This is a genomic window from Photorhabdus asymbiotica, assembly GCF_003634575.1.
GTDB classification, from domain to species: domain Bacteria; phylum Pseudomonadota; class Gammaproteobacteria; order Enterobacterales; family Enterobacteriaceae; genus Photorhabdus; species Photorhabdus asymbiotica.
In genome coordinates this window covers 26193-52002 of sequence record NZ_RBLJ01000005.1, presented here as the reverse complement: position 1 = coordinate 52002, position 25810 = coordinate 26193, and the positions used below count along the sequence as shown (strand labels likewise).

The 25810-nt window shown below is 42.6% G+C and carries 21 protein-coding genes; 8 read left to right on the top strand and 13 right to left on the bottom strand.

Annotated elements, in window-relative coordinates:
- Positions 1-11 precede the first annotated feature (11 nt).
- Complete coding sequence (gene malG / locus BDD30_RS19885) at positions 12-902, top strand: maltose ABC transporter permease MalG (RefSeq protein ID WP_012776560.1); 891 nt, start codon at positions 12-14, stop codon at positions 900-902.
- A 191-nt stretch (positions 903-1093) separates the two neighbouring features.
- Here malG and BDD30_RS19875 read toward each other — a convergent pair whose 3' ends face one another.
- A complete protein-coding gene (locus BDD30_RS19875; RefSeq protein ID WP_012776561.1) occupies positions 1094-3109 on the bottom strand; it encodes an LTA synthase family protein in 2016 nt (671 codons plus the stop codon).
- 289 nt (positions 3110-3398) lie between these two features.
- Between BDD30_RS19875 and BDD30_RS19870 the strand changes: the two genes are divergently transcribed.
- Positions 3399-4277 (top strand): arginase family protein, encoded by an 879-nt coding sequence (locus BDD30_RS19870; RefSeq protein ID WP_012776562.1) that lies wholly within the window; start codon positions 3399-3401, stop codon positions 4275-4277.
- 511 nt (positions 4278-4788) lie between these two features.
- Here the strand turns inward: BDD30_RS19870 and BDD30_RS24410 are convergent.
- From BDD30_RS24410 to malP, 6 genes are all read right to left on the bottom strand, one after another.
- Positions 4789-5199, bottom strand: a complete 411-nt coding sequence (locus BDD30_RS24410) for an Imm52 family immunity protein (RefSeq protein ID WP_012776563.1) — start codon at positions 5197-5199, stop codon at positions 4789-4791.
- Between the two features lie 173 nt (positions 5200-5372).
- Complete coding sequence (locus BDD30_RS24405; RefSeq protein ID WP_012776564.1) at positions 5373-5510, bottom strand: hypothetical protein; 138 nt, start codon at positions 5508-5510, stop codon at positions 5373-5375.
- A 12-nt stretch (positions 5511-5522) separates the two neighbouring features.
- Positions 5523-5930 (bottom strand): Tox-REase-5 domain-containing protein, encoded by a 408-nt coding sequence (locus tag BDD30_RS24400; protein WP_049795178.1) that lies wholly within the window; start codon positions 5928-5930, stop codon positions 5523-5525.
- A 72-nt stretch (positions 5931-6002) separates the two neighbouring features.
- Positions 6003-6287, bottom strand: coding sequence for a hypothetical protein (locus tag BDD30_RS24395; RefSeq protein WP_012776566.1), 285 nt, complete (start codon positions 6285-6287; stop codon positions 6003-6005).
- Positions 6288-7242: 955 nt separating this feature from the next.
- Positions 7243-9330, bottom strand: coding sequence for a 4-alpha-glucanotransferase (gene malQ / locus BDD30_RS19850; RefSeq protein ID WP_012776567.1), 2088 nt, complete (start codon positions 9328-9330; stop codon positions 7243-7245).
- A gap of 9 nt (positions 9331-9339) precedes the next feature.
- A complete protein-coding gene (malP, locus tag BDD30_RS19845) occupies positions 9340-11742 on the bottom strand; it encodes a maltodextrin phosphorylase (protein ID WP_012776568.1) in 2403 nt (800 codons plus the stop codon).
- Between the two features lie 422 nt (positions 11743-12164).
- On the opposite strand from malP, the gene malT reads away from it, so the two are divergent.
- Positions 12165-14879 (top strand): HTH-type transcriptional regulator MalT, encoded by a 2715-nt coding sequence (gene malT / locus BDD30_RS19840; protein ID WP_012776570.1) that lies wholly within the window; start codon positions 12165-12167, stop codon positions 14877-14879.
- A 136-nt stretch (positions 14880-15015) separates the two neighbouring features.
- Here the strand turns inward: malT and BDD30_RS19835 are convergent, their stop codons facing one another.
- A complete protein-coding gene (locus BDD30_RS19835) occupies positions 15016-16212 on the bottom strand; it encodes a multidrug effflux MFS transporter (protein WP_012776571.1) in 1197 nt (398 codons plus the stop codon).
- Between the two features lie 656 nt (positions 16213-16868).
- Here BDD30_RS19835 and BDD30_RS19825 point away from each other — a divergent pair.
- The 5 genes from BDD30_RS19825 to BDD30_RS19805 are packed head-to-tail and all read left to right on the top strand — an operon-like array spanning position 16869 to position 21634.
- Entirely contained in the window at positions 16869-18119 is a 1251-nt protein-coding gene (locus tag BDD30_RS19825) for a class-III pyridoxal-phosphate-dependent aminotransferase (protein ID WP_012776572.1), read from the top strand.
- The gene (locus BDD30_RS19820; RefSeq protein ID WP_012776573.1) at positions 18119-19180 is read left to right on the top strand and encodes a zinc-dependent alcohol dehydrogenase; all 1062 of its coding nucleotides are present in this window, start codon (positions 18119-18121) and stop codon (positions 19178-19180) included. Before BDD30_RS19825 ends, BDD30_RS19820 begins: the two co-directional genes overlap by 1 nt.
- Before the next feature lie 13 nt (positions 19181-19193).
- Entirely contained in the window at positions 19194-19826 is a 633-nt protein-coding gene (locus BDD30_RS19815) for an HAD family hydrolase (protein ID WP_012776574.1), read from the top strand.
- Between the two features lie 60 nt (positions 19827-19886).
- Positions 19887-21038, top strand: coding sequence for an MFS transporter (locus BDD30_RS19810; protein WP_012776575.1), 1152 nt, complete (start codon positions 19887-19889; stop codon positions 21036-21038).
- 14 nt (positions 21039-21052) lie between these two features.
- Complete coding sequence (locus tag BDD30_RS19805; RefSeq protein ID WP_012776576.1) at positions 21053-21634, top strand: DUF1349 domain-containing protein; 582 nt, start codon at positions 21053-21055, stop codon at positions 21632-21634.
- Here the strand turns inward: BDD30_RS19805 and BDD30_RS24820 are convergent.
- From BDD30_RS24820 to thiH, 5 genes are all read right to left on the bottom strand, one after another.
- Complete coding sequence (locus BDD30_RS24820) at positions 21594-21719, bottom strand: hypothetical protein (protein WP_282958057.1); 126 nt, start codon at positions 21717-21719, stop codon at positions 21594-21596. The two genes, BDD30_RS19805 and BDD30_RS24820, sit on opposite strands and share 41 nt — an antisense overlap.
- A gap of 133 nt (positions 21720-21852) precedes the next feature.
- A complete protein-coding gene (locus tag BDD30_RS19800; protein WP_012776577.1) occupies positions 21853-22338 on the bottom strand; it encodes a hypothetical protein in 486 nt (161 codons plus the stop codon).
- 307 nt (positions 22339-22645) lie between these two features.
- Entirely contained in the window at positions 22646-23122 is a 477-nt protein-coding gene (locus BDD30_RS19795) for a carbohydrate binding domain-containing protein (protein WP_012776578.1), read from the bottom strand.
- Between the two features lie 383 nt (positions 23123-23505).
- The gene (locus tag BDD30_RS19790) at positions 23506-23985 is read right to left on the bottom strand and encodes a hypothetical protein (protein ID WP_012776579.1); all 480 of its coding nucleotides are present in this window, start codon (positions 23983-23985) and stop codon (positions 23506-23508) included.
- Between the two features lie 694 nt (positions 23986-24679).
- On the bottom strand, positions 24680-25804 hold the full coding sequence (thiH, locus tag BDD30_RS19785; protein ID WP_012776580.1) for a 2-iminoacetate synthase ThiH: 1125 nt from the start codon (positions 25802-25804) through the stop codon (positions 24680-24682).
- Positions 25805-25810: the final 6 nt, after the last annotated feature.

Here is a 25810-nt window from a genome sequence, read left to right as displayed (position 1 = left end):
GAGGGAATGCAATGGCGATGGTTCAATCCAAATCACAGAAATGGCGTTTGTTGGCGACACATTTGTTGATGTTAACCTTTATTGCCATAATCTTATTCCCGTTGCTGATGGTTATTACTATCTCCCTGCGGCCGGGGAACTTTGCGACAGGGAGTTTGATCCCGGAAAGTATCTCCTGGGAGCATTGGAAATTAGCATTGGGTTACAGTGTGGTGTCACCGGATGGTCGTGTTACACCGCCCCCTTTCCCGGTTATGCTGTGGCTTTGGAACTCGGTTAAGGTCGCCTTTATTACCGCCGTAGGTATTGTTACCTTATCAACTACCTGCGCCTATGCTTTTGCCCGTATGCGTTTTCGCGGTAAAAGTACCTTGCTGAAAGGCATGTTAATTTTTCAGATGTTCCCGGCTGTACTTTCCTTAGTGGCGTTATATGCCCTGTTTGATCGTTTGGGGGAATATGTGCCGTTTATCGGCCTTAATACCCACGGCGGCGTGATTTTTGCCTACCTGGGGGGCATTGCGTTGCATGTCTGGACGATTAAAGGTTATTTCGAAACCATTGATGGCTCTTTGGAAGAGGCGGCTGCGCTTGATGGCGCGACACCGTGGCAAGCTTTCCGCATGGTGCTGCTACCGCTTTCGGTACCGATTCTGGCAGTGGTATTCATTCTTTCCTTCATTGGTGTCATTACGGAAGTGCCGGTTGCCTCGCTGCTTCTCAGAGATGTGAACAATTACACTTTGGCGGTGGGGATGCAGCAATACCTTAACCCACAGAACTATCTTTGGGGAGATTTTGCCGCCGCTGCTGTGCTTTCAGCACTCCCTATTACCATCGTCTTCCTGATTGCTCAGCGCTGGCTGGTCAGTGGTTTGACCGCCGGGGGAGTAAAAGGCTAATCGCAATATTCACCAGTATATACCCTATGGATTTCAAGATGTATCGCGACGGCAAGGGAGCGAATCCCCGGGAGCATAGAGAACTATGTGACTGGGGTGAGTGAGTGCAGCCAACAAAGAGGCAACTTGAAAGAGGACGGGTATAGATCCCTTTAATAGATTGAGATTAAAGGGATTCGTGGAAGTATCAATTATTGCTGGTGGTGAACTTGACGATTTAATTGCCATGACAGGAGATCGGTAAATACCTGCCAACGTTGGAACTGTTTGGTTTGGTCTGCTGTCATTGGCTGGGGTTCACCTAATAATAATCCTTTCTGGTTTGCCCACGGTCGAAACTCACCTTTGCCTATCATGATGTAGCTGCCTTGCGGTGTAATAATCACTTCCGGGTTATATCCCTGGCACCAGATAGGATCTAGATGTTCAGCGAGTAAATCACAACCGGTACGGTAATAAGCCGTATTTGACAAACTTAAATGATAGAGAGTTGGCCAGATATCTTTATGACTGCCGACTCTGGTCGCATCAAAAACCGTATTCTGGCGATAAGCGGATGGTACGTAGAGATAAAATGGTACACCATGGCCGATTGCCAGTTCATGAGCATCTGGATAGCCGATACCTCGTATATTATGGTCACCGGTTACTGCAATAATGGTATGGGCGGCAAGTGACTGGGATTTCACCCAACTGATAAACTGTCCCAATTGATCGTTGGTATAACGCAGAGTATGGAAAACCTCTTGTAGCTCATTACCACTAGCCAGATGGTTTAAGCGCTGTTTCTCTATATCGTTCAGCTTAATATCCGTTTTCTTATAGTTTTCTGGTGATTTATACGGGGGGTGATGGGTAGTAGATAACGACATAATCAGAACATGTTCTCTGTCCTTTTCTGCCTGAGTTAAACGTTCTTTAATATAACGGAACATAAATTCATCAGGTACACCCCAAGTATCGAATTTGGCTTCTGGGTAACGTTTTTTTAGCCCATTTTGATCAATAAATTCACTGACGCCCAGATTTGGCAGGAACTGATTTAAATTACGCCATGCGCCATTACCTGATGTAACGAAAATAATTTTGTAGCCGTTTGCCAGATAGGGCTTAAACATATTACTTGTGAAGTCGAGATTCTGGGCTGTGGACTGACTGATTGCACTGTTCGGGCTGCGAATAAAGAAACGGCTTAAACTGTCAATAGTGCCATCTCCTTCGGAAACGAAACGGTCAAAACGCCAGTCATTTTGCCAATGCGGGCGCAGGGCACCAAAAACATCAAGATCTGGACGATCGAGGCTTTGTAGGTGATAGCCCATACTTTCCATCACGTTAAATATGACATGGGGTGGTTTTTTCTGAGCGACGAGATTATCGGTGGTTTTAGCCATAAACGGCGACAGACTAGTGGGAGTGGGTTTATCCAGAAACTGGCTTAATAATCTATTACCTTGTTCATCTGTTGCTTCTGGGAAATAGCTGTTTTTGTAATGATCATTGAAGGCCCAGTTTAGCGCCATCGGGCCGTTAGGTGTCAGCATGTTAAGCATTTTAACTTCTGAAACCTGTGTATTGGATTGACGTAATGGGAAGGTACCGATGGAACCGCGCATTCCAACGAAGCAGATAGCGAGAATAGTCAGTGTTGCTATGGCAGAAGTTGGCAGGCTGGTTTTGCGTTCTATGCGTTGGATAAGGCGGTGTTGCCAGAGGAGACAAAGTCGGAAAACGATAACTGCGAATAGAGCTAAGCTAAGCAAGCCACGGATGACAGGATAATCATTCCACAGGGTATGCAGCACGGCTGTTGTGTCATCTTCCACCAAACCGAAAATGAAAAGATCGATCGACCGTTCATAAGTGGCATAGTAGTAAATATTACCTACAGTCAAAGCTCCAATCAGTGTATTTAGTATTGTTGCTAACCATGGCCAAAAACGCTGCCATATGTTGAAGCTATTGTTATTCATGGCCAATAAGCTGGCAAGCAGCAGACAGGGAACGAACAGCAGACTGGCAATACGGATATCAAATAACCCGCCAATCCAGAACATTCTTTCTACATCTTGAAAAGAATCTGCAAAGAGTTGATGACTGCCATAAGTGAAGAGAAGGAAGATCCTTCCTGTCATTTGTGTAGCTACAGCTAACAGCCAAGGCAGTAAAAGAGCGATAAAAGCCTGTTTAAATCTGCAAAACCACATAGTGCCTTCTTAATAATAGATTGGTAAGAATAATTTGATATTTAGTTGGTAAAGATCCTAATCTTATATCAACAAGTTACTGCTTATCCCATTAGGTTATTTTATTTGACATTTTTTGCAGTAAAGAAGTCATTGGACAGATATAGGCGATTGTAAGGATGGTTCAGATTGTAAACTATCCTTTACCCCGGAAGGGGACTTTTGCTGATATAAGGCGGGAGAAGCATGTCGACGAAGCGTTAGCCTCGCTGGTTTTGAATATACTTTACATATATGCAAAGGAGTAATAATGACTAACCGCTCAAATACTATCAGATTGGTGATGCCACAGTGGCAGGGGGGAAATAACCCGGCATACAGATTTGGTGCAGAAATGTTGAACTGGCTTGCACCGGAAACGGATGTACCTGTTATTCATGTACCTGTCCTTGGACCTGCCAGTCCCCTTTCGGTAGAAAATGGCATCATCGGTAGGGAAGCACTAAAAACTCAGCTGAATAGCGTCTGGAAAATTATTCACGAATATCAGCCAGATAATATCGTCATGTTTGGTGGTGATTGTCTTGTCGATCTCGCACCTTTTGCTTGGTTGAGTGAGAGATGGGGAGAGAAGCTAGGGATACTGTGGATTGATTCACATCCGGATGTTATGACTCCCGCTCAATTTCAGTACGCTCACGCTCATGTTCTTGGCGCACTGATGGGGAATGGTGATCCTGATCTGACAACTACAGTGGCCCGCCCGGTATCTTCCCAGAGAGTTATGATCGCAGGAATACACAGTCCGCTGGAATATGAGAAAAAATTTATTGCTGATAACGCAATCAGAACCTGTTCTCCGGAGGAGGTTAGAGCAGGAGGCGCGGCAGTGATGCAGTGGATTGAAGAAGAAAAAATCGAATGTCTGGCAATTCATATTGATTTGGATGTATTGGACTACCATAACTTCCGTTCTGTGTTGTTTGCCCGTCCGGGGGCCTGTGAGCATGATTTCGATGGTATCGCAAAAGGTAAACTTAACATTCCCGATGTGCTAACTCTGGTCCAGAAGGCAGCCTCTCGGGCTAAAGTTGTTGGGGTTGGGATTGCAGAACACCTTCCCTGGGATGCTATGAATCTTAAAGATATGCTTGAACAGCTTCCTTTAATAGGGCGTTCTGGTAGTTGAAATATCGGATTGCTTTGTGATGACGATAACCACGTCGTAGATTTGGTGATTGCTCCCCGTCCGACAGAAGCTGCCGCAAAGCTGGTCGGCTATGGATTTATGCTTATCCAGCTTTGGCTTTTTTATCTGTTGCTCGCGCAATGACATCCGCCCCGACGGGGTAGCAATCGTTCATTACGTCGCGCTTCATCGCGTCACTCGCGAACGCCGATGTTTTACGACCTAAAGGCTAAAAGAGGCATAGTCTAAATCAAATAACCCAGCTCGTATTCTGTTAAATTATTGGTCTGGGGGTTTTGTTATACCGATTTTTTATGATCGGTGATTTAGTGGATTTATAAAAAAATTTATTGCCAGTTGAAAATGTTATTAAAATTGGTTCCTGTGGGAAAAGAGATTGTTTTATTAATTGAGACCTTTATCGCTATGATCTGTTATATCACCCAACAGGATAACGTCTTTATCATTAAAGTCTTTTATTGTTCGACCATCGGGAAATAATATTTTTCCCTTAAATCTCCGTAATTAATGGCAGTAATCCTAAATTCACCAACTGAATTTCAACATCATTGGATTTATCAATATCATCCTGATTTTGACCATCAAAAATTCCTTTCTTGGTGATAATCAATGTACCAGTTTGTTCATTATTTTGATAAACAGGAATCACATCTTCCGCCATAGGAAGATAGGATTTATCAATGACTCTGGGTTGATAAAGCATCCAGCCAACACTGAGGCGGTCAGGGAAAACCTGTTTGCCTTTTAATGTATATTCATTTGACTCTACCTGAATATAGGGTGAATTACGGCTCAAGGCTAAGTAGCTAACCAGATTAATTAACCGCAATATATCAAATTGATGACTGTCAATATTTAGATTCAATTGCAACCAAACCCAGTTAGGACGAACATTTGGCATTTTGCTATAATCTATGCCGCTAGATAATTCATCCTTTTCCCCATCCCATATACCAGTAATAAGAGCTGGAAAGTTTTTCTTGTAATCCCTTTCGAAACTCTTTGTAGCAACTTCAGTCGGCCCTTTCTCATCAAATACGACATGTTGTAAAGCTTGTTTTCGAGAGAAGCCGGTTAAATACCAAGTTTTTTTTGCCCAAAGAAGATGTCAATTTGCTGTGTAATATTAAATAAGTCCATTAATGCTGTATCAACAGTAATGGTTTCCTGTTGCTCATAATATACATTGATTTCTAAACGGATTATCGCCATGCCGACCTCGGATTAAATTAAACTGTTGCAGGGGGTATAGTGGACACTGATATTTTTATATTTACTAAACAGTACCTTAAAATATCCATAACTGATGGGCTGTAAAAAATGCCATTCCACATGAGGCGTCCCTTCCAGTGCATCACAAACTGTTTGATGCCTTTCTGCTTGGTTTCTAGCTGAATAACGGCCTACCCACCATTTTTTAGGTTTATTATCCTTAAAAAACTGGTCATACCGCGCCTTGGCTTCCAGAAAGCGGCAATACATCGGTTGCCAACCATCAAATGTCACTTTCAGGCATTGGAATTCCTGAATCATCTGCGCCGTTGGGTCGTATCGGGTTTTGGCAATAAATCGCTGATAGTTAATGGTAATAGCGCTCCAGCGACTGACTTTGCGGTATTTTTCACTTGTCACCGGAATAGCCAGGCATGCTTTACACGTTTTCTGCTTTTCTGCGCTTTCACAGGCTTCTGTTTTTGTAGCTGTTTAGGTTTGAACCGCAGAGGTATCAACCGGACCATCATTCAGGTCATCATCTTCCCAAAAATCGGCATGGGCTTCCTCACTCCAAACGACATTGCGATCTTCATCCGTGATTTCAGGGCTTATCACAAAATCTGTTTTCTGATGCCGAATAATGTTGTCATCATCTTCCACTGAACTCTTTTTACCTGCTTCCATCACGCCAACCGCAATTAATACTCCGGTACAGGCAGTAATAACATATTCAGCAGCACCCACTGCGACTGGGGCTAGTAAGGGTATTGGCATATTAACGTCTCCTACTCATCTTATTTTCTGTAATATAAAGAAAACCCTTAAGCTGTTGCTCTGGATTCTGACTGTAACATTCAAATGTATCCTTTATTGGTGAAGCATTCTGAAAATTGGGATTAAAGACCACCAGATATAAATAAGCCCGAATAACATGTTTCTCCTGGAAGTTTAGCGTCAGCAAATAATCGTAAGCTTCTTTTAATCGTTTTCTCTGGGAGATTGCTAACCGTGAGAGTTAATATCAGTCCGGTTCGTTTCAAATTAAAGTCATTGATCATAAGCAGTTGTTACCTATTTTGAGTCATCGAACTGCAATATAACCTAAATTTTTCGATTGAAAAAGAGACAATTGGATGGTTTGTTAATCAAAGAATTCAGTAAAAAAATTGGATATGAAATTCGGCGATATTTGATCATTAACGGTTTATATGGCCGAATGCAGATAAGATCAGCCTATACCTGTTATTTTTCAAGTTACTGCTTTTGTTGGCTGCTTTCACACACCCCAATCATATAATTATCTATTCTCCAAGGGATTTGCTTACTTGCCGCCGCGTTGCAACTCAAAATCTATTAGGTATATAGCAGTATTAACATTTGATCTGCGTATTAGTTTGCTGTTGACGGAGATGCCAATAAAACATGGGAGGCCATCGATTAACGAATGGTCGGTGGATGGCCGATTTCACTTGTGTAGCATTGCTGAAATAGTTCAATAAATACGGCGAGTCTTAATGACATTATTGCTTTTACAAGATGATTTTTTTCAACGTTAAAACATACTGACAGATAAAAAACGTCTTTTCTTAACAACTGTATTTATCATTGGTGAAAATGCAGCAATCTCAAAGATGGTTTAGATTAAAACCATCTGTGAAAATTATCAGTTTATCAAAGTCATTAAGCTGAAAAAGTAACTCCTGTGCAGGAAAAACAGGCGTTACGGCATTTAGTTTCTGGCCGTTCCGGCTTTTTTACGGCATTTATCTACATCTTTCAGCAATTGGTTGACATGATCATCATCAAACATGATTTCCAATGTGGTATTCAATTTACGTCGCCAATTAGGATATTCCATTACCGTACCTGGAACATTGACGGGTTTATCCATATCCAGCCAGTCTTCGGGTTGCAACCCCAGCAGTGAGCAGGTGCTATGAGAAATGTAACGATGTAATCCCTGATTTATCGCGGGTGACATTGCTACCTCTTTTGCAATGCGGCTGATGTGTTCTGGGATATAGCCGTGACGATGTAAGCCTTCTAGTAATCCTTGTTTGCTGGCTTGACGTTCGGTATATAACTCTTGAAGCAGGTCTCTATCTGGATATAACTTGAGTGATTCCCCAAGTGTCAAATCGTCGCTTTGCCAGAATCCACGTAAAGTAGGTAAATCATGAGTGGTTATGGTCGCCATTGCTTGTATCGGGTAATTCTCAGGTGCGCGGTATTCCCCATTGCTATGACGCTCAAAGTAGAAAACTTTATAAGAATAAACGCCGCTATCGCGTAGTTTGCTCACAATTTCTTCCGGCACAATCCCCAAATCTTCACCAATGACCAAACAACGGTGGCGTTGACTTTCTAATGCCAGAATTGCCATCAGATCATCAACTGGATAGTGTACATATGCCCCTTTGTCGGCGGTTTCGCCATAGGGAATCCACCAGAGTCTGAGCATTGACATAACATGGTCAATGCGTAGCGCGCCGCAGTGGGTCATATTTGTGCGCAACAAATTAATGAAAGGTTGGTAAGCCTGGGTTTGCAAAACATGAGGATTCATCGGGGGTAGACCCCAGTTTTGACCCAGTGGCCCCAGCGCATCCGGTGGCGCTCCCACTGATGCTTTGGGGCAGTAGACATTCCGGTTGCACCAGGTTTCCGATCCTCCTTCGGCTACGCCTACGGCCAAATCGCGATAAAGTCCAATTGGCATTTCACTTGCTTGGCTCTGTGCAAAGCAGTCTGCAAGTTGAGTATCAGCCAGCCACTGTAGCCAGATAAAGAACTCCACTTCCTGCGGGTGAGACTGGCAAAATGCTTGTACGGCTTCGCCGTGCGGATCGCGGTATTTTTCCGGCCACATCGGCCAGCCCCAACAGGCACTATCTTCAGCGTATAGCTGGTAGTGCAGGGCATCATAGACTCCCTGATAATAAAGACATTCTCCGCCTTGAATAATAAATTGGCGAAAAGACACCTGTTGAGAATCAATTTCTGGACGGGTATTGAATTGTTGATATGCTAGATGCAGCGCTGCTATTTTCAATGCTGTAACTGTGGTGTAATCCACCCATTCCGCATTGCGGGCATGTTGTAATATGTGCTGAGTTGTCGGTGCTTGCCACCACCTCTGCGCTTCTTCACTACATTTGAAATCCTCAACCTGATTAACATCAATATAAATGATATTGAGCCAATTGCGTGAAGAGGGACTGTAAGGACTGGCGCTTTCTGGCATGGCCGGATGCAAAGCATGCAATGGATTCAACCCGATGAAGGCACCTCCCCGTGTCGCCACTTCTTTTAGCATGTATTTCAGGTCGCCAAAATCCCCGATTCCCCAATTGGTTTCTGAACGCAAAGTATAGAGTTGCACGCAGGCACCCCAGAGTTTTTCCCCCTTTAGCAGGACATCTGGCTCATAACAGCGTTTGGGCGCCACGATAATCTGCATCGGCCAGCATTGGCTTCCTTGTGTCAGAGTGAGGCGATGGTACCCCAGCGCAAGCGTATTAGGGAGTATCAGTTTATGGCTGCAATGTCCCTGAAATTCTTCTCCTTGTTCCGTTTGTATCTGCCATTGGTAGTCCCCTTCGTTTTTTAACGTGATAGCGAAGTTCTGTCCTTGAGTGAAGACTTTCACTGTTGGCACGGGGGAAACCGGCGCACTGGCCGGTTTGTTGATGTTCATGGCATCTAATAGGTGGTATCTGGTTTCTGCTGGAATTGCTTGCAGTTTTCCATAAGCATTAATATAGCTGGCGACAATGCCAGCCTCGGTCGCTAAATGATCGAGGCTTTTCTCCTCCATGATTCTTCCTTATCTCTTTGCTTGCCAGATACGTTGCTGATAATCACGGATTGTCCGGTCAGAGCTGAACATGCCCATCCGGGCTGTATTCAAAATAGCGCTACGTGTCCAGCTTTTAGTGTCGCGGTACAAGGTATCGATCCGTTTATGCGCATCGCAGTATGTAGCAAAATCAGCCAGTACCAGATAAGGGTCGCCTCCATCAATGAGACTGTGCAATAGCATGTCAAATGCGTGTTTATCGCTGTAGCTGAATTCTCCACTAGCCAGCGACTTGAGTATGTTGTCCAGATGCTGATTTTCCTGAAGTAACTTCAGTGGATCGTAACCAGCAGCTTTCAAGGCTTTCACTTCTTCTACGGTGTGCCCGAAGATGAAAATATTGTCGTCTCCTACCTGTTCGGCAATTTCAACATTTGCGCCGTCTAATGTGCCGATAGTCAGTGCCCCATTTAGTGCCAGTTTCATGTTGCCAGTACCGGAAGCTTCTTTACCGGCGGTGGAGATTTGTTCTGAAACGTCAGCGGCTGGGATCATGAGCTCTGCAACGGAAACTTTATAATCGGGGATGAAGGCGATCTTGAGGCGATCCCGGACAATAGGATCGTTATTAATCTTTTCTGCGACCTGATTGATCGCGGAGATAATGCTTTTTGCCAGATAGTAGCCTGGCGCTGCCTTCGCACCGAATAGGAACACACGGGGCACGATATCCAGCGCCGGATTTTCCTGAATTTGTTTATAGAGCGATAGGATATGCAACAGGTTCAGATGCTGGCGTTTATATTCATGTAAGCGTTTAATTTGCACATCAAAAATGGCGTTTGGATCTAGCTTGAGTCCCATTACTTTATTGACGTAATTGGATAACAGGATTTTGTTGTTTTGTTTGATAGCTCGGTACTCTTCGCGGAAAGCAGAGTCATCTGCATAGGGTTCAAGAGCCTTAAGGGCATCAAGATCGTTAACCCATTCACGATTAAGTGTACGGTCAAGCAGTCCTGACAGTGCCGGGTTACACTGTTTGAGCCAGCGACGTGGGGTAACGCCATTGGTCACGTTGAGAAACTTATTCGGCCATAGTTGATGGTATTCAGGAAACAGATCCTTAACGATGAGTTGTGAGTGCAGCGCTGCTACTCCGTTTACGGCAAAGCCCGCGACAACGCAAAGATTCGCCATCCGTATCTGACGGTCATAATGTACAGCTAATTTTTCCCATACGGCTTGATCGCCGGGCCAGGCTGTATCCACCAGTTTTTTAAACCGGTAGTTAATTTCTTTAATGATGCTGTAATGGCGTGGCAGCAGGTGGCTGACTAGAGCCTCGTCCCAGCGTTCCAAACCTTCTGGCATCAGGGTGTGGTTGGTATAGGCGAAAGTATGGCTGGTTATCTCCCATGCGGTTTCCCAGCTCATCTGGTGTTTATCCAGCAGAATACGCATCATTTCGGGAATAGCGATAGTTGGATGGGTGTCATTAAGCTGAATAACTTCATACTTAGGCAGATCTTCTGTTTTGCGGCCTGCCAGGTGATGGCGGCGCAGAATATCTGCTACGGAGCAAGCACACTGGAAATATTGTTGCATTAGACGTAAGCGTTTTCCGTCCTGATGATTATCGTTCGGATAGAGAACTTTCGTCAGTTTAGCGGCTTCAACACCTTGCTGTTCTGCTTTCAGGAACTGCCCGTCATTGAATTGAGAGAGATCAAATGGATCAGCATGTGTTGCTTGCCACAGGCGCAATGGTTGGGTAACGCCGTTGTGGTAACCAATGATCGGTAGATCCCAGGCTTCTCCAATCAAGGTGAATTCAGGAATCCAGGTTTCGCCTCCATCAGCGGTTTTAACGACTTTGCCACCAATATTAACTTCAACATCCAACTGGGTATTGTGGCGGAACCAAGGATAGGATTCTCTCTCCCAGTTGTCTGGTTTTTCAATCTGTTGTCCTTGCTCAAAAGACTGGCGGAACAGGCCGTATTGATAATTCAGGCCATAACCAACTGCGGGCTGATCAACGGTGGCCATAGAATCGAGAAAACAGGCGGCAAGCCGTCCTAGTCCACCATTGCCTAATGCAGGGTCTGTTTCCTGCTCCAGAAGATCGCTCAGGACGATATTTTCTTCTGCCAGGTAATTCTGAACGTCTTCATACCAACCAAGGTTAAGCAGATTGTTTGCAGTTAAACGACCAATCAGAAACTCCATGGAGATGTAGTTCACATGGCGTTGTTGGTCGGAATGATTGATGACAGGGCATGCAGGCAGCAGCTCTGACAGGGCCATACTCACGGCTTGCCACCACTGATGCTGAGTCATTTCCTGTGCTGAACCGAGGCCAAAGCGCTGCCATTGACGTGTCAGAGCAGCCTGAAACTGGGCTTTATCTAATCTGGACTGTTGCATGGAGTCTTCATCCTGTAGCTGAAAAGGAAAATTTAGACACTATGCTGAATGCTCTCAGGATCTAAAGCATCATCCTGGAGAGGTATTAGTCAGGGAGGAGTAAAAGGGCGTAGTCAGTAATCATATTTTGCTTCATTTTGGCACCTATTAAATCCACTTTCTGTCCGGGAATCGATAAGGAAATTTGCTAATTGCTTCCATAACTTATAAGTGGAAGATGGAATTTGCTGTTCAAGAATGTGATAGGGTGCGCAACTTAATACATGGGGGGCGCAAACCTGTTTGCAAAGGCTGTGTATTTCACTAAATTTGGTTGGGCTGATTAATGGCATTATTGCGAGCCGTGAAATAAATTACCTAAATCATGACACACGGTTTCAGCACAGGTTTTACTTATTGCTTCTTATTGGGCACGGAAATCAATGCTTATCCCATCAAAACTGAGTCGTCCTGTTCGCCTGAATAATACGGTTGTGCGTAAGCGCTTGTTAATCAGGTTGAATGAGTCGCCTAATTATCGTCTTGTTTTGATAACCAGTCCGGCAGGTTATGGCAAAACCACCTTAGTCTCTCAATGGGCGGCTGAACAAGATAATCTGGGATGGTATTCGTTGGATGAAAGCGATAACCAACCGGAACGTTTTGCTAGTTATCTTATCGCAGCTTTACAACAAGCTACGCAGGGGCATTGTGTTAAAAGTGAAGTGTTGGCCCAAAAACACCAATATGCCAATTTACCGGCTCTCTTTGCTCAACTTTTTATTGAACTCAATGAGTGGCGGCGCCCGATTTTTTTAGTGATTGATGATTATCATCTAATTATGAATAACGTTATTCATGAGGCCATGCGGTTTTTCCTACGCCACCAGCCTGAAAATCTTACCTTAACCATCTTATCGCGTAATTTGCCTTCTCTTGGGGTTGCCAACCTGCGCGTGCGTGAGCAATTGCTGGAGATCGACAGTCAGCAACTGGCTTTTGATTATCAGGAAACCCAACAATTTTTTGACAAACGTTTGACCACATCGCTTGACGCCGACGACTGTAAGCGTCTATGCAACGAAGTGGCTGGTTGGGCGACAGCGCTTCAGCTTATTGCCCTTTCAGCGCGGCAGTCATGTGATGCGGCTGAGCTGTCAGCTAAACGCTTGTCGGGTATTAATGCCAGCCATCTTTCCGACTATTTGGTGGATGAAGTACTGAATCAGGTAGATGAGTCAACGCGTGAATTTTTGTTGCGTAGCGCTATCTTGCGTTCCATGAATGATGGTTTGATTGTTCGTCTTACCGGTGAGGAGAATGGTCAGCAACGTCTTGAAGAAACTGAGCGTCAGGGGTTATTTATCCAACGGATGGATGATTCTGGCGAATGGTTTCGCTTTCATCCACTATTTGCTTCATTTTTACGTCAACGCTGTCAGTGGGAAATGGCGTTGCAATTGTCAGAGTTGCACCGTGCTGCCGCAGAGGGTTGGTTGGCACAGGGATATCCGGGTGAGGCTATTCATCATGCCTTGTCTGCGGGTGATACTGCTATGTTACGAGATATTTTGTTGCAACATGCCTGGGCGTTGTTTAACCACAGTGAACTATCTCTGCTGGAAGAGTGCATGAATGCGTTGCCTTATGAGCAACTGTTGGAGAGTCCGCGTCTGGTGCTACTTCAGGCTTGGTTGGCCCAGAGCCAGCACCGTTACTCAGAGGTCAATACACTGTTGAACCAAGCGGAACAAGCACTGCAACAGAAACAAATTGCTATTGAGCCGGATCTATTGGCTGAATTCGACGCATTGCGGGCCCAGGTGGCTATGAACAGCGGCAAGCCAGAGATGGCTGATAAATTAGCGAAACAAGCTTTGGCGGCACTGCTTCCCCAGAATCAATATAGCCGTATTGTTGCGACTTCCGTGGAAGGTGAAGTATTACATTGTAAAGGTGAGTTGGCTGATGCATTGATGCGGATGCAACAAACCGAGCAGCTTGCACGTCGTTTCCAGGTCCATCACTACGCGTTGTGGGCGCTGTTGCAGCAAAGTGAGATTTTATTAGCTCAGGGATATTTGCAGACGGCTTATGAAACGCAGAACAAGGCATTTGAATTGATTCGTGAACAGCATCTGGAGCAGCTTCCGATGCATGAGTTTCTGTTACGTATCCGCTCACAGCTTTTGTGGTGCTGGTCTCGTCTTGATGAAGCCGAAGAGGCAGCGCGTCGTGGCTTGGAAGTGTTAGCTAATTTCCAACCTCAGCAGCAGTTGCAGTGCCTAACGCAACTCGCTAAATGTTCTTTGACTAGGGGAGATATTGATAATGCCCGCCGTTATCTGGCTCGTTGTGAAAACCTATTGAATAATGGGCAATATCATAGGGATTGGCGAACAAATACTGACAAACTACGCGTTATCATTTGGCAGAGTATGGAAGACAAAAGTGCCGCCATTCGGTGGTTGGCACAGACTGAGCGACCAGAAAGCGTGAGTAATCATTTTAATCAGGGCCAGTGGCGTAATATCGCTCGTGCTCAGATCCTACTTGGTTTGTATGATGAAGCAGAACCCATTTTGGATACACTGAATCGACATGCGAGAAAATTGCAATTAATAAGCGATCTGAACCGTAATCTACTGTTGTGCAATTTGCTTTACTGGCATACCGGGCGCAAAAGTGAAGCACAGAGTGTCCTTATAGAGGCGTTGGCTTTGGCTAATCGTACAGGATTTGTCAGCCATTTTGTGATTGAAGGTGAATTGATGGCCCAGCAGTTACGCCAGCTTATTCAACTTAGTACGCTGTCTGAACTGGAGTTGCACCGGGCACAGCGTATTCTGCGGGATATCAATCGTCAACATCGCCACAAATTTGCTCATTTTGACGAAGGTTTTGTCACACAATTGCTGACACATCCTGATGTTCCAGAGCTTATTCGTAATAGTCCACTTACGCAGCGTGAGTGGCAGGTTTTAGGGCTAATTTACTCAGGTTACAGTAATGATCAAATTGCGGCAGAGTTGGATGTAGCAACGACAACTATCAAGACTCATATACGAAATCTGTATCAGAAGCTGGGCATTGCGAATCGCCAGGATGCGATTCAGCAGGCGCAGCAACTGATGCAGATGATGGGGCTAGGTGTGTGACACGGCGGTACAGGATTTGTGAAGAATCAGGCCAATAAGAACAGCTGACTTGATGTGCTTTCTTCTTCATTTTCCCGTTTATTCTGGTGTGCAAAGTCACTTTACGGCGTCGTGATACATTTCTGTGTGATGGCTGTTAAGACCTTAGAGAGACGATTTGTCCCTTAAGGCTGCGACTGAGTGAACGTGCGGATAGCGCTAACATGGCACCGAGTAGCATCACCAGCATCAGAGACTGTTTGGGGGGAAATGGTAATATCATCGCTATCAACGAGATGATGGAGCCAATAGCCATTTGGATGAATCCTGCCAATGCAGAAGCTATTCCTGCCTCGTTAGAATAAGGTTCCAGTGCATAACTGGTTGCGGGTCCCATAACAAACGCAAGACCTGCGCAAGCGAAAGCAACTGGCAACATATAACTTAACCAGTGTTGGCTGGCTACGTTTGGTAGCAGATATATTCCTGAAAACAGAGACAGGCTGCCCAGTGCTATCAGAATTGAACCTAACAGTAAGCAGAAAGGGCGGCCAGCTCGATGAATGATTTTATTGGCGATCAGGAAAGCGATCATAGTCCAGAGTCCGTTGCCACCAAAAATCAATGAAAATATTAGTGGTGAAATATGGCCTTCGGTCATGAGTACCGTTGGTGCAAATGAAACGTAAGTAATCACTATTCCCATGATAACGGCGTTAACCAGTGCAAAATGCATAAATCGAGCATTGCTGAGAATTTGATAATATTGTTTCAGTGGAAGCCCATGAATTTGCTTGGTGTTTGCAGGGCGCGTTTCCGGCAGCCAGGTGGCAATAATGAACAATACAATAACGGAGTAGCAGACCAGAGACCAAAATGGTGCCCGCCAATTAAAAATTTCGGCTAATAAGCCACCGAGCAATGGGGCCAAAGCAGGAACAATATTCAATGTACTGTTGAGAAAACCGTAGGCTTTAGCTGCCTCATCACCGTTCAGGCGGTCGCGTACACCGCTGATGCAGACGACACTGGTACAGCAGACAGCGCATCCTTGAATAATCCGCGCAGCGGTAAAAATTTCGGAATTGGTTGAAAGCGCTGCGATTGCAGAACCAAGGATGTATAAAGTGATACCCATTAAAGCAACAGGCCGACGGCCAAATTTATCCACCAGTGGCCCGGCGATTAATTGTCCTAGCCCCATAATCAACAGAAATAAAGAAATCGTCGACTGAATAACTTCATTATTAACCTGAAAATCTTTAGCGATGGCAGGAATTGTAGGTAGAAATAGATCGATACCTAGTGGTCCAAAAAGTACCAGACTAAGTAGTAGAAGAATGTAATTTCGCATGTGTATTCTTTTGATATTTCAAATAAGTGGTGGTGGTTTTATTAGCAAATGGGCTCAGTGGAATTCATTCGTTAGCACGATCAAAGATCTTGGATACACCATACTATTGGCAAGTCATTTCAAGCAGGCGATAGACATGTTCAAGGATCACGCACGGACTAAACCCTTTACTTTTTTTAAAGACTGAACTTTATACGAGCAATTCACTGGTGTAAACCAACTAGCTTGTGTGGGTATTTTATATCGATCGAGAGTCTGGCTATCTTTAGAGAAAAAGCACACTGTTTCTGACAAATTCAGAAGTGAACAGGAATTTTTTAGTACATTTTATCACCTATCAGAGAATAGCTTTAGGTTATAAAATGCCCTTATCACTTGTAGCTGCGTCGTAAGATGGAAAATCTTTGGCACAGTTTTGCCGGATTTTGAACAGAATTTCTTGCCACTAACCATATGAACCAGCAGTTCTGCTGCAATTGACTATTCATTCAAAACAATAATGTATTTTATACAAAATACTTTAATTTTTTAAATGTTTTTTAGGTGTTTGTAGGTTTTTTGTTGATATAAATTAATTTTAAGTCAATATTCTCTTACCTGTTATGGATTATTGTGCTTTCTTATAGTTAGAAATGGTTAATTAAGGTAATAAAATCATGGAAAATGGAAAACGGTTTGAAGATATGCTTTCTCGCTTTGTTGGAAACGGTCCGTATCTGGAAATAGATGGTGAAAAGTATATTGATGCAGCTTCGGGAACGTTTAACCTTCCACTTGGGTACACTAATCGCAGAATAGCAGAAAAATTAAAACAGCAGATCGATAGATGTACACATTTGAGTTCAGCTTATACTCATGAAATGTCCCAATATATTTTGGGAAAATTAGTTAAACATACCCCTGAAGGCATTAATAAGATATGGTTGCGTGATGTTTCCGGTTCTGGGGCGGTTGAGTGTGCAATTCGTATTGCGCAAAAAGCAACAGGTCGGTCAGGGGTTATTTCTTTCTTTTTGGCTCATCATGGCCAGTCTTTAGCCACAGCGCAAATTTCGGGTAATGCTTTTAGAATTAAAGATTTCCATGTCAATATTGATGGTTCTTTAAAAGTTCCGACTCCTGCCAGTGTTATGTCTGAATTGGAGCCGGACACAGAGCCAAATCAGTATTTTGACCTGGAACAATTTATTCAATTGGGTTCAAATGACAATATTGCCTGCTTAATCATTGAGCCTATTCAAGGAAATGGTGGAAATATCGTTTTCCCTGTCGATTTTTACCGTAAGATCAGAGAGATCTGCCATAAACATAATATTATTATTATCGCAGATGAAGTGCAGACCGGGTTTGGACGCACAGGGACGTTTTTCGCTTCAACCGGTTACGCTAAAGAGCTACAGCCAGATATTATTGTTTTCGCTAAGGGTGCTGGTGGTATCGGTATTCCTACCGGTGGTGTGCTGATGCGCAGTTCATTGGATGTCTTGGAATCATTCGAACATTCCAGTACATCAGGCGCTAATCCCCTTTCATTAACGGCTCTCAACGAAATTATCGATATTATCGAAGATGAACATGTTTTGGAGAATGTGCAGCGTAACGAAGCTTATTTGCGTGATGGCTTATTAGCATTACAACATAAATATCCAGAAATTACTGGTGTTAGGGGCGTTGGTTATATGTTTGGCTTTGATACGCCATCACCGGAATTTGCGGCACAAGCGATTGCAATTGCGAATTCTCATAACTTGATTATCCGTGGCTCTCGTTATGGCAAAGGCCGTGCACTTAAAGTTCGTCCGCCGTTAATTTGTACTCAGGCACATTTAAACGAAATTCTGCATAAACTTGATCTAACTTTTGCTGATCTGACTTTAGGAATGCTGGACAACAAGGAGGTAGCATAATGAAAGCACTTAAATTTAATCGGGTGTGGGATGTTGAAATCCGGGATGTTGAATCGTTACGCTGTGTTGAGTCTGATGATGTTGTTGTTGATATTGCGGTGTGTGGCGTTTGTGGTACAGATGTTGGAATTATCACCGGCTCTTATCCTGTTGCCATTCCGGGAACGACTCTGGGTCATGAAACAACGGGGGTTGTCGCTCAAATAGGAAAGAGTGTGACTCGTTTTAATGTGGGTGACCGTGTTGTCATCAACCCAACTTATTCCTGTGGACACTGTCGGATGTGTCAGACAGGAAACCTAAATCATTGTGAGAAGAAATTGGGAACCGAAGCTGGAGTTTCCTATGACGGGGCATTTGCTGAGCAGTATCTGGCTAAAGAGAGTTCCCTGATAAAACTTGATGATCATGTCAGCATGGAAGAGGCATCTCTGACTGAGCCACTTAGCTGTACATTAACCGGAGTTGACAAGCTGGCTATCACTCACACGAATATTCGTGCTGCGGTCACCGGTGCAGGTCCAATGGGAATGCTTTATCTTTGGGCTTTACACGCCAGAGGTGTTAAGGCTTTCATGGTCGAGAAAAACGAAAGTCGTGTTCAGTTTGCCAGAGAAAATTTACCACCAGAATGTGAGTTGTACACTGATTTTGATGAAGCTTTAACACAACAATATGGTGACAAATCAGCGCTTATCGATCTGTGTGTGGATACGACCGGCCAGTTAACCGAATATGTTTTCGAACATTTGGCTCCCGGAGGGAAATTGCTGAATGTTGCACTTAAAGATAAACATGCCAGCCTTGATATCCTTAAAATCGCCGATAAGAGCCTTTCAGTCATTGGTTCGATTGACTCTCTGAATAACAGTTTTGAACGTGCTTATACCATGATCCGTGATGGCGTTATTCCGGCAGGTCGTCTGGTCAGTCAGATCTTTGATTTTAATGATTACTTGCAGGCTTTTCTCACTGTTGGTTGCGATATTGCGGGCAAAACCCAAAAACCGCTTTCTACCCCAAACTGTAAGGTACTGATCCGTATTTCTGATCTCAAATAATGGAATTTTTCACATGGATAAATTTAATGTGATTTTTGATATTGATGGGGTCATCGTTGATAGTGAACAACTGCACTTTGATGTTCTTTGTGCTTTGGCACCTGATTACACGCATCATGTACAACCGCAGCAACTTATTGGTCTGAGTTTAGAGGAAACGCTGGATTATATTGGGGTTCCAGTTCAGCAGCAGAAAGAGATCACTGCCCAAATTGTCTCTGTTTATAAGGATAAGCTGTCTAAAAGTTATCTTCGTCCAGGAATTTCTGGGCTGATATCGGCGTTACAACAGCATAATATCTCTTTTGGTTTTGTCTCTACTGCGCCGCGGGAAGTATGTCTGGCTAATCTTGGATTGTTAGAGCTGCGCGAAAGCCCGGTTTTGATCTCTGGCGACGATGTTGTGAGAACGAAGCCTCATCCTGATCCTTATCTTGCTATGTTGAAATTGAAATCTATGGATGTTCATCAGACATTAGTGATTGAAGATACCGATTTAGGGATTACAGCAGCAACACAGGCAGGCATTCCCTATATATATGCCTGGCCTCATGCGTTATCCGCTGCAGAGCAATATCAGCAAGCAACCCGTATTATTGGGGCGCTGACAGATATTCCACAATTTTTTAAGATTAATTTTGCGTAATTTAATGCCCTCCGTGAGTTATATCGGAGGGCGTTTTTATTTACATAGAAGGAACATGAGTTGTCTGATCAGAATATTGTCTCTTTGGTAAAACAGCCCATCATGGCGACCCGTGCCGCTTTTTTTATTGCGGGTTTTAGCCTTGCAAGTTGGGCACCCCTTATTCCTTTAGCTAAAGAACGCCTGCAACTTGATAATGGTGCGATGGGGTTATTGATGCTGGCATTCGGTGTTGGTTCTTTCATTATGATGCCGATGGCTGGAATGCTAGCAGCACGTTTCGGATGCCGACAAATTTTTACTTTATGTACCTTGTTGGTGCTATTGATGTTGCCAGGGCTAAGCGTATTACCGACACCGCTGACGCTGGCTTGCGCTCTATTTATCTTTGGTGCTGGCATTGGTGCAATGGATGTTGTGGTAAATATCCATGCTGTCATGGTTGAGAAAATGGCTCTGCGGCCAATCATGTCTGGTTTTCATGCGTTGTTCAGTCTGGGGGGAATAGCCGGTGCTGGCTCGGTTAGTGCATTATTGTCTCTGGGAGTATCACCTTTTCAAGTGATGATCATGGCGGTGTTGCTTATTATTCTGTTGCTGCTGCCTGCATGGAGTGGATTATTAAACGAAGCAGAATCGGGAAATACACCATTCTTTGCTGTACCTCGTGGAGTCGTTATTTTGTTGGGCTTTCTCTGTTTTGTTGCTTATATTATGGAAGGCTCAATGCTGGATTGGAGCGGTATATTATTAACCAGCGTGCATAATATTAGCAGCCATCAGGCTGGGGTAGGTTATACCCTTTTTGCTATTGCTATGACATCCGGTCGCTTTTTGGGTGATAGGATTATTGCCCTTTATGGACACAGACGAATTTTTATCTGTAGTGCTTTATTAGCGACTTTTGGATTTATCCTTATTTACTCAGCATCAACTGCAATAATACTGGGACTCTCTTTCTTAATGGTTGGAGCAGGATTATCTAATATTGCTCCAATGCTTTTTACCGCTTCTGGCCAACAGAAAATTATGCCTGACTCGTTGGCAGTTGCTGCAGTTTCTACTATGGGATATTCAGGGATCTTGCTGGGACCTGCAATTATTGGTGGATTAGCGCATATTGTGACATTACATGGTGCTTTTGCTTGTGTTGCTTTACTCTCTGTTTCCTTACTTGCAGGATATAAATTTATTCATTCAAGCGGAAGATAACAGAAGGAGTTTCTATGAGTTTGTCACAATATCATTGGCTTAATGAACCAGCTGATTGGCAATGTGGAAGCGACTGGCTTGATGTCACCACAGATCATAAAACCGACTTTTGGCAACAAACATGGTATGGTTTTGAACGTCATAATGGTCATGTTTTTGGTCGTTATATTGAGGATGATTTCACCTTTCAACTCTGTATTGAAGGATGTTTTGAACATTTATATGATCAAGCGGGGGTTATGTTATTAGTCGATGAAAAACATTGGCTGAAGGGGGGGGTTGAATATTCTGATGGTCAGGCCACGATTGGCAGTGTATTAACACGTAATCATTCTGATTGGTCTATGGGAATATTTCCCGGTAACTGCAATAAGTTCTGGTTACGCCTGACCTGTGAAGAAGGGTATTTAAGACTTCAATATTCTATTGATGGTTTACTATGGCCACTATTAAGACTATCTCCTTTTTTTAAGGGTAAACAACGCGTCTTTATTGGCGCAATGTGTTGTTCTCCAGAACGGCACGGATTACAAGTGCGGTTTTCTGATTTCAGGCTTACACCGCCAATAAAAAAACCATTGCATGATTTAAGTTAGTTAGGGCTATTTTCGAAGAATTACGTCTATACCTGTTATCTTTCAAGTTGCCTCTTTGTTGGCTGCACTCACTCACCCCGGTCACATAGTTATCTATGCTCCCGGGGATTCGCTCCTTTGCCGTCGCGATGCATCTTGAAATCTATTGGGTATATTGAGGTAGGCTTTAAAACACCCGGAGCAATGTGCTGCGGGTGTGATATATCAAAGTCAAATGCTTAAGCCTTTTCTAAAATAAAACCGGTAAAGTCAGCGGTTGCTTCTTCTGGAAGTCCTACAAATTGGTCTTTCAGCATGTAAACACGTAAAAGCCCTTCTTCATCTGTATTTAATTCAACTGAACCGGTCGTAAAATTGAAGTTATTTACGACAAAAGATTCGGGGCCAAATGTGCGATTCTGTAGACCAAAATAAGCTGATAAAGCCCTTTGTGGTATTTGTTTTGTCGATAAGCGTGCTGTACCTGTCAGTCTATATCTAACGTTCGGCTCCAACCCTGTTATAATTTGATCAATGACACCAGAGCTGGAATAGCTTTGGATGCTAAGGAAATTAATGCTATTCTCAGATAAAATTTCTACAGTTTCAGGGGTTGGAATTCTCCAGCCACGATATCCTTCGTTAAATGAACTATTGACCAGTTCTTTATTAGCGTTTTTTGTATCAGAATAATCTGCGCTATGTAGCATTTTCTTTATATTCATATATTAGTCCTTTTAAATGAATAACAATCAAATTTAATTTTGCTTAATAATTTTTTCCTGCAAACACTTTATCAATAATGAAAAAATATTCAATCATGTTTTTTGATTGAATATTAATTTTGTGATAATTAATGTAAAAATAAATGAGATGGCTAAATTATTTCGATGGGAATTTATTTTAAAATAATTGAACTATATTTCAATCAAAATATTAATTTATGATTTTATTTTCTTAACCAATATTAAAACACCCGGAGCTTCCTGTTCCGGGTGTGTTTTAATGTCAAACTACTTTGAAGTTAAATATTTAAGCTTTTTCTAAAACAAAACCGGTAAAGTCAGCGGTTTCTCCATCTGGGCGATGGCCAACTTGGTCTTTCAATAAATAAACGCGTAAAAGTCCTTCTTGGTCTGTGCTTAATTCTATTGAGCCAGTTGTAAAATTGGTGCTGTTTACAGCAAAAGAGTTAGGGCCATCGGTGCGACTCTGTAAACCAAAATAAGCGGATGAGGCCCATTCTGCTGACACGCGCGCTGTACCTATTAGCTTATATTTAGTGTTAGGTTCCAATCCTTCTATAATTTGATCAATGACGCCAGAACCAGTAACACTTTGAATTCTGATAAAGTGAATGCCATTTTCAGATAAAATTTCTACTGATTCAGGGGCGGGGATTCTCCAACCGTTATATCCCTCTTCGAATGAGCCATTAACCAGTTCTTTATAAGAGTGTTTCTTATTATCAGAATAGTCTTCGTTATTCAGGATTTCTTGTACGTTCATATATTAGTCCTTTTTAAATAAATAGAAATGAATTTAATTTCTTGAATCGCTTTGTTTTTCGGGGGGCACTTTATCAATAATGGGATAATACTCAATTGTATTTTTTGTTGGTGGTGAGTTGTAATTTGTATGAATTAATAAAAGAATAAATGAGTTATAAGCGCTTATCATGATAGGTGTTTCTGTAGGCTAATAATTTGTTGCTCGTGGCAAAGTTCATTGTTGCAGAAATGTTATGTTGAAATATTAGTCACATTGAGAGAAAAAGTAGAGTGAATAATGAGGTAATATCTATGGCTGTAGTATTGAAACTACATTATTAAAATGCCCGGAGTAGTGAGCTTCAGGCATTAAGATGTCAAACGATATCAAAGCTAGCTATATTAAGCTTTCTCAAAAATGAAACCAGTAAAATCAGCGGTTACTGCTGATATGTCCTCAACTTGGGTTTTTATCAAGAAAACACGCAGAAGCCCCTCTGCATCTGCACTTAATTCTACAGTACCGGTTTTAAAATACTGAGTGTCTGTAACAAAAGTTACAGGACCGAGTGTATCATTGTGTAAACCAAAAATAGCTAGTGAACCATCATATATCTTCCATTTTGATAGGCGTGCTTTACCTGTCAGTTTATATTTAACGTTGGGTTCCAATCCTTCTATAATTTGAAAAACGGCCTCAAAACTAGGATCATTCTGGATTCTGAGAAAATTAATTCCATTCTCAGATAAGATTTTTATCTTTTCAGGGTTTGGGATTATCCAGCCTTTATATCCTTCATTAAATGAACCATTAACCAATTCTTTATTTGAATTTACCTGACCAGAATAGTCTATATTATCCAGGATTTCTTTTATATTCATATATTAGTTCTCTTTGAATGGTAATAAATTTGATTTTTATTAAGCATTTTATTGCTCGGTGTGCACTTTATCAATGACAGGGAAATATTCAATCGTGTTTTTTATTAATTAAGAATTATACTTTGTATAAATTAATAGAGAATAAATAATAAAAAATTTAGATATACTCAGACATATACATTAAATATAGTATTTTCTCTTTATTCGATATAGGTATAAATTGAATTCTTATATTCTTATATTCTTATATTCTTATATTTGTGAGGGATATATATGTGTGGCGGGAAAAACTATGTATAAAATGGTCTTATTACAATAGGCTATTAATGATTGAAATAAATTTTACAATATTGGTTATATTTATAGAGATGGAATATTTTATTTTATATTCAGGAGGGATATTTTAAATGTAAATTATTTTATGGTTAATCATGATCTGGGGAATTATTATATATACCCAATGGATTTCAAGATGCATCGCGACGGCAAGGGAGCGAATCCCCGGGAGCATAGAGAACTATGTGACTGGGGTGAGTGAGTGCAGCCAACAAAGAGGCAACTTGAAAGATGACGGGTATATGACTGTCTGGTATCAGTACCAGACAGTTGTTTATACTAAATCTATTCCCTGAAGTTATTGCCTGTAAAAGGCTTTTATCTAAAATTGAATTATTTGAGAAGAAAGAAAATTAGATTATCGACCTAAATAACCATCCCAATCTTTCCAAATAGGTTGTAACCCGGCTTTAATTAATGCGTCCGCGACCTGATAGACAGAACGGTTATCATGCGGAGTAAATTGCTCTAATTCTTCATGGCTATTATCTGCGTAACCACCGGGTTGAGTTTTCGAACCGGCACTGACATTGTTGATTGCCAACGGTATGACGTGATCGCGGAAGAATGGGGATTCACGAGTAGAAATAGAAAGTTCTACCTCTGGTGCAAATAGACGAAAAGCGCAAATCAGTTGTACCAGTTCTGCTTCACTTATCAGCGATGCAGGTTCAATACCTCCGGCACAAGGTCGCAAACGTGGGAATGAAATAGAGTAACGGCTCTGCCAGTATGTGCGTTGCAGAAAGAATAAATGTTCTGCCACCATATAGCAGTCTGTCCGCCAATGATTAGAAAGACCAATCAGTGCTCCCAAACCAATTTTATCGATTTTTGCACGGCCAAGGCGATCGGGTGTTTCTAATCGCCAGTGAAAATCCCGTTTTCTACCCCGTAGATGATGCAACAGGTAAGTTGGTTCATGATAAGTTTCCTGATAAACCATCACACCATCTAGCCCCAAAGTTTTTAATTCTGAGTACTCTTCCTGTGTCATGGGCTGGACTTCCATCATTATTGAGCTGAAATGTTCGCGGATAAGTGGCAGATAACGACGGAAATAATCCATACTTACCTTGTTTTGATGCTCTCCAGTGACTAATAGCAGATTGTCAAAACCCAGGGCTTTAATTGCCTGACATTCTGCAATAATTTCATCTTTATTTAGTGTCTTGCGTTTAATATGGTTACTCATTGAGAACCCGCAATAAGTGCAATCATTGGCACACAAATTGGAGAGGTAAAGTGGTACATAAAAACCAACGGTATTACCGAAACGTTGACGAGTCAGCTTTTGTGCACGTTGTGCCAGCGGTTCTATGTATGGTTTCGCTGCTGGTGAGAGGAGTGCCATTAAATCATCTAAATTTAATTTGCTGTTGCTCAATGCCTGTTCAACTTCCTGAGAAGTTTTACTATTAATGCGTAGGGTAATGTCATCCCAATCTAATTGTCGCCAGCGGTGACTGAAACTATTATTCATAAGATT